This window comes from Mesorhizobium sp. M0140, assembly GCF_040322475.1.
Lineage (GTDB): Bacteria > Pseudomonadota > Alphaproteobacteria > Rhizobiales > Rhizobiaceae > Mesorhizobium.
Genome location: NZ_JAMYTM010000091.1, coordinates 1 through 569, shown reverse-complemented (window position 1 = coordinate 569; position 569 = coordinate 1). Strand labels below are relative to the sequence as shown.

Here is a 569-nt window from a genome sequence, read left to right as displayed (position 1 = left end):
AAGGTCGGTGAGCTGGACCGACAGATTCACATCTGGCATCGTTCGCACGAGTTGAGCCGTCGCCTCGAAACGATCCCCGGCATCGGTCCGATCACCGCCAGCGCAATCGTTGCGACCGTGACAGATGCGTCCCTGTTCAAATCCGGCCGGCAACTCGCGGCTTGGCTTGGCCTGGTGCCGCGACAGAACTCATCCGGAGGAAAGGATCGGCTCGGGCGGATCAGCAAGCAAGGCGATCCCTACATCCGTCGCCTTCTTGTTGTGGGAGCCCATGCCGTGCTTCGCTTCTGTCGTAAGGGCAAAGCGGCACCCACTCGCTGGGCTGCCGAGCTTCTGGCGAAAAAGCCGTACAACGTCGTTGCGGTGGCCTTGGCAAACAAGATGGCCCGGATCGTCTGGGCGCTGATGACTACGGGCAAGCGCTTCGCGGATTCACCGGCGTAGTGACGTAGTCGCAGAGGATGCACAGAGGTTGGTGAGGTGCTGATGGTGTGATGACGGACGGTCGAACCGGGATCGGAAAACCCGCTCAGTGGGTGCCGCTCAAAAAGCGCGTTGACCTGTCTGGG

General features: G+C 61.3%; 1 protein-coding gene. It reads left to right on the top strand.

The genetic code is table 11. The annotated features are described in order from the left end of the window. Window positions 1–444: IS110 family RNA-guided transposase (locus NKJ37_RS31975; RefSeq protein ID WP_352776448.1), on the top strand; the 444-nt coding region annotated here is incomplete at its 5' end. Window positions 445–569 lie beyond the last annotated feature (125 nt).